Below are 4,623 nucleotides of genomic sequence, written 5' to 3'. Positions count from 1 at the left end.
TCAGACGAGCCCGAGCGCGCCGCTGGGCAGCGGTCGGCCTCGGTCTCTCGCTCGGCGCCTCCGCCGCCTTCCTGGGCGCCCTGCTGCAGCCGCGGCGTCGCGTCGTGGGCTACGACCCGCGGCGACCCCGCTGACCGTGGGCGCCGTGCGAGCGACGCCGCACGCGTTCCACGTGGAACGTGGCGTGCGGCGACCGGGGGTGGTCCGGCCGTGAGCCGGTCGATCGGCGCGCTGTCCCTCGAGCACGTGGCCGCGCTCCCCGACCCGTGCCGCTCGTGCGTGCGCTGGGAGCTCGACGCCCCGGCGGCGGACGCCGCGCGGCGGTCGGGCGACCCGGCCTTCGAGAAGGAGGCGTGGTTGTCGAGGACGCTCCTCGAGTGGGGGTCGTGCGGGCGCGTCGTCCACGTGGACCGCGAGCTCGCGGCCTTCGTGACGTACGCCCCGCCCCATCTCGTCCCGCGCTCGCTCCAGTACCCCACGTCCCCCGTCAGCGCCGACGCCGTGCTCCTCATGACGGCGGGCGTGCTGCCCGGCCACCGCGGGGGCGGCCTCGGGCGGATGCTCGTCCAGGCGGCGGCGAAGGACCTGACCCGTCGCGGCGTGCGGGCCGTCGAGGCCTTCGCGGAGGCTGGCGGTGGCGAGGGGACGGCCGCCGACGCCCTGCCACCGACCTCCGGCCGGGGGAGCCTCGACGTCCCGGCCGCCCGGCTCGGCGGCGGCTGCCACGTGCCGGCGGGCTTCCTCCGCGAGGTCGGCTTCGAGGTGGTGCGCGACCACCCGCGGTGGCCCCGCCTGCGCCTGGAGCTGCGGACGGCGCTCGCCTGGCGCGAGGACGTCGAGCGGGCGCTCGACCGCATCCTCGCCGACCTGCGCGTACCGGCCCTGGGGTGAGGCCGGCACGGGGCTCGTCGCGTCGACGCCCCAGCGCCCCGTGGGCGTCGGTGCCCTGACGGGCCTCGGACGGCGCCTCGCTCGTGTCGGTGCCGTCGAGGGCGGCGCACGGGGACGTCGTGCGAGCCAGGTCAGGAGGGGCGCGGGCGTGCCAGCCCGGTGCGAGCCGGCGTGGGAGGGGCGTCAGGCGCCGGCACCGACGACGGGCAGCAGGCCGGTGGGCACGTCGTCCTCCTCCTCGAGGAAGAAGCGGTGCAGGGCCACGGCGAGGGCCTCGGCGCACCGGTCCCGGAAGGCCGGGTCGCGGACGAGCGCGGCGTCGTCGGGCGAGGTGAGGTAGCCGACCTCGACGCGGACGGCGGGCATCCGGGTCAGCCGGAGCAGGTCGGTGTTCCACGTGTGCGTCCGGCAGTCGGCCAGGCCGGTGCGCGCGAGGAGCTCGCGGTGCACGAGCCCGGCGAGACGCGCGCCCTCCGTCGAGCGGGCGGTGGCCGAGCCCCACGAGAAGGTCGCGAGACCGGAGGCGGCGGCCGGCGGGAGGGCGTGCCCGGCGTCCAGGCCGGCCGGGACGAGCGCGTCGCAGTGGAGCGACAGGACGACGTCCGCCGCCACCGACTCGGCGAGCTCGGCGCGCTCCTCCGCGGAGGGCCGCTGGTCGGCACCCCGGGACAGGACGGCGGTGGTGCCGGAGGCGGCCAGGCGGCCCTCGAGGCGCTGGGCGAGGTCGAGGACGACCTCGGCCTCCTCCAGGCCGTGCCCGACCGAGCCGCGGTCCGTGCCGCCGTGGGCCGGGTCGAGGAGCACCACGCGGCCGCTGGCCCGCCGCCGGGCCTGCGCGGTGCGCTCGAGGTCGCGCAGGCCGCTCGCGTCCCCTCCGCCGACGGACCGGTCCAGGCGGCGCAGGGCGGCCAGCGTCTCGGGGCCCAGGACGCCGTCGACGGCGGTGCCGCTGCTGCGCTGCAGCTCGCGCACGCCCGCCTCGGTGCGTGGCCCGTAGCGCCCGTCCCGGCGGTCGTCGAGCAGGCCGAGCTGCAGCAGGCGGTCCTGGAGGGCCGTGACGTCGTCGCCGTGGAGCAGGTGGCCGGGGACGAAGCGGAGCACGCGGTCCCCGAGCCGCCAGCGGGCGCCGTCGAGGGCGCGGGAGGTCTGCGGCCCGACGACGCCGTCGGCCCGCAGCCCCCGCTCCTGCTGGAAGGCCCGGACGACCCGCTCGAGCGCGTCGTCGAAGACGTCCTCCTCCGGGTCGGCCCCGGCGGGTGCGCCGGCGCGCGCCAGCTCCTCGCGGAGGCCGACCACGCGCGGTCCGGTGTCGCCGCGGCGCAGCAGGTGCGGGGGGACGGGCACGGGTCCTCCAGGGGTGTCGAGCCGGGGTGTCGAGCCCGGGGTGTCGAGCCGGGGGTGTCGGTCCGGCGGGTGGTCGGGCGGGGCGGGGCGCGTGCTCGCGGGACGGGGTGGCCGGTGGTCGGCCCGGAGGGTGTCGTACCACGCCGGGCGGGCCGGGCGCCCCGGCGGACGACGACGGCCCCCGGCCGGGGGGCCGGGGGCCGTCGGTGGTGCGGGTGCGCTCAGGCGAGGAAGTCGGACAGCTCCCGCACGAGGGCGGGCTTCGGCTTGGCGCCGACGACGGACTTCACGAGCTCGCCGCCCGAGTACACGTTGAGCGTCGGGATCGAGGTGATGCCGTAGCTCGCCGCGATGCGCGGGTTCTCGTCGGTGTTGACCTTGACCACGTCGATCTTGTCGGCGTACTCCGTCGCCAGCTCCTCGAGGATCGGGGAGACCTGGCGGCACGGGCCGCACCAGGGGGCCCAGAAGTCGACCAGGACGGGCTTGCCGGCCTGGAGGACCTCGGCGTCGAACGTGGCGTCGGTGACGGTCTTCGTGCTCACGGGTGCTCCTGCTCTCCTGCGGTGGGGTGCTGCGGTGGGTCGGCCGGGGGCCGGGGTCGGCCGGTCGGCCGGTCGGGACGACGACGGGTGCGGCGGGCGGCCGCAGCCGGGTCAGGGGCGGTTGCCCGCCGTGCCGGCCATCTCCGGCTTCTCCTCGGTGAGGGCGGCGTCGGGCGTCGGGCCGCCCGCGTCGCCGAGCTCGGCGAGGTAGCGCTCGGCGTCGAGGGCCGCGGCGCACCCGCTGCCCGCGGCGGTGATGGCCTGCATGTACTCGTGGTCGATGACGTCGCCGCAGGCGAAGACGCCGGGCAGGTTGGTGCGCGACGAGCGACCGTCGACGTCGATGAAGCCGTGGTCGTTGATGCGCACCTGGTCGCGGACCAGCTCGACGCGCGGGTCGTGGCCGATGGCGACGAAGAGCCCTGTCACGTCGAGGTCGCGCTCCGAGCCGTCGGTCGTGCTGCGCACCCGCAGGCCCGTGACCTTGTCCTGCCCGAGCACGTCCACGACCTCGGTGTCCCACGCGAAGCGCATCTTCTCGTTGGCGAAGACGCGGTCCTGCATGACCTTGGAGGCGCGCAGCTCGTCGCGGCGGTGGACCAGGGTGACCGACCGCGCGAAGCGCGTGAGGAAGGTGGCCTCCTCGACGGCCGAGTCGCCGCCGCCGACGACCGCGATGTCCTGGTCCTTGAAGAAGAAGCCGTCGCAGGTGGCGCACCAGCTGACGCCGCGGCCCGAGAGCCGCTTCTCGTTCTCCAGGCCGATCTCGCGGTAGGCCGACCCGAGCGCCAGGACGACGGTGCGCGCGCGGTGCACCTCGCCGCTGCCGAGCACGACCGTCTTGACGTCGCCCTCGAGGTGCATCTCTGCGGCGTCGTCGAAGACGACCTCCGCGCCGAAGCGCTCGGCCTGCGCCTGCATCTTGTCCATGAGGTCGGGACCCATGAGCCCGTCGGGGAAACCCGGGAAGTTCTCGATCTCCGTGGTGTTCATGAGCGCCCCGCCGGCGGTCACGGAGCCCGCCACGACGAGCGGCTGCAGGTTGGCGCGGGCCGCGTAGATGGCGGCCGTGTAGCCCGCCGGGCCGCTGCCCACGATGATCACGTTGCGGACGTCGTCGGTCACGCTGGCTGCGCTCCTCGCTGCTCGTGTGCTCGCTGGTCGGACGGGACCCCGGTGGTGCGTCGGGGGCCGGCGCTCGGCGGAGGCCGCCCGCGCTCATGCTCCCAGCACCCCGGCCCTGTCGGGGCCGCCGGAGGTCCTGCTCGGTCGACGCGTCCAACGCCGCGCGGTGCCGCAGCTGTTCCCGCGCGCCCGCGGCCCCCCCGTCCGGCCGCGCCTCCGGTGCCCCGCGCGTCGCCGGCCCTCGCCGCCCCGGTCGGGTCGTCGCCGGCGGTCGTCGCCACGGGTCGTCGTCACCCGGTCGTCGAGCGGGCCGGGTCGCTCAGCGCGGGACGACCTCGTAGTGCAGCAGCGCGCCGTCGCCCCCGCGGCACCCGAGGCGGACCACCCAGACGGCGAGCGGCGCCGACGCGGGACCCTCGGCGTCGGTCCCGCCGGTCGTCGGCCCGTCGAGCACGAGGACGTCGGCGGGGCGTCCCTCCCACCGCGCCGTGTCGACCGCGAGGACCTGGGCGTCCGGCCGTCCCAGCGCCGCCAGACACGGCTCGAGCTCGTCGGCCCGCGCGAGCCCGCTGGGGGCCGTCGGTGCTGCGTCACCGCCTCCCGCCTGGGCCGAGTCGCTCCCCTCGGCCCCCGCCGCGGTGCCGCCCTCCGCCGGGGCGCTGTCGGCCCGTCCGGCGTCCGGCCCGCGGCCGGGCGCGTCGTCGGAGGCGCCCTCACC

General features: G+C 77.4%; 4 protein-coding genes and 1 pseudogene. 1 reads left to right on the top strand and 4 read right to left on the bottom strand.

What is annotated here, in order from left to right:
* Positions 1-210: 210 nt before the first annotated feature.
* Positions 211-891, top strand: coding sequence for a GNAT family N-acetyltransferase (locus HLB09_RS13280; protein WP_171203823.1), 681 nt, complete (start codon positions 211-213; stop codon positions 889-891).
* A gap of 183 nt (positions 892-1,074) precedes the next feature.
* On the opposite strand, the gene HLB09_RS13275 is transcribed toward HLB09_RS13280, so the two are convergent.
* The 4 genes and pseudogenes from HLB09_RS13275 to HLB09_RS13260 all read right to left on the bottom strand — a co-directional run.
* Positions 1,075-2,235, bottom strand: a complete 1,161-nt coding sequence (locus HLB09_RS13275) for an N-acetylmuramoyl-L-alanine amidase (RefSeq protein WP_212771050.1) — start codon at positions 2,233-2,235, stop codon at positions 1,075-1,077.
* 221 nt (positions 2,236-2,456) lie between these two features.
* A complete protein-coding gene (gene trxA, locus HLB09_RS13270; RefSeq protein WP_171203822.1) occupies positions 2,457-2,780 on the bottom strand; it encodes a thioredoxin in 324 nt (107 codons plus the stop codon).
* Between the two features lie 111 nt (positions 2,781-2,891).
* A complete protein-coding gene (gene trxB / locus HLB09_RS13265; RefSeq protein ID WP_171203821.1) occupies positions 2,892-3,905 on the bottom strand; it encodes a thioredoxin-disulfide reductase in 1,014 nt (337 codons plus the stop codon).
* A 319-nt stretch (positions 3,906-4,224) separates the two neighbouring features.
* Positions 4,225-4,623 (bottom strand): annotated as a pseudogene (locus tag HLB09_RS13260) (hypothetical protein); the annotation flags it as partial.

The sequence above is a fragment of the Pseudokineococcus marinus genome (assembly GCF_013004605.1).
GTDB lineage: Bacteria > Actinomycetota > Actinomycetes > Actinomycetales > Quadrisphaeraceae > Pseudokineococcus > Pseudokineococcus marinus.
Note: the sequence above shows the minus strand (reverse complement) of the source record. Positions and strands in the feature narration are given on the sequence as shown.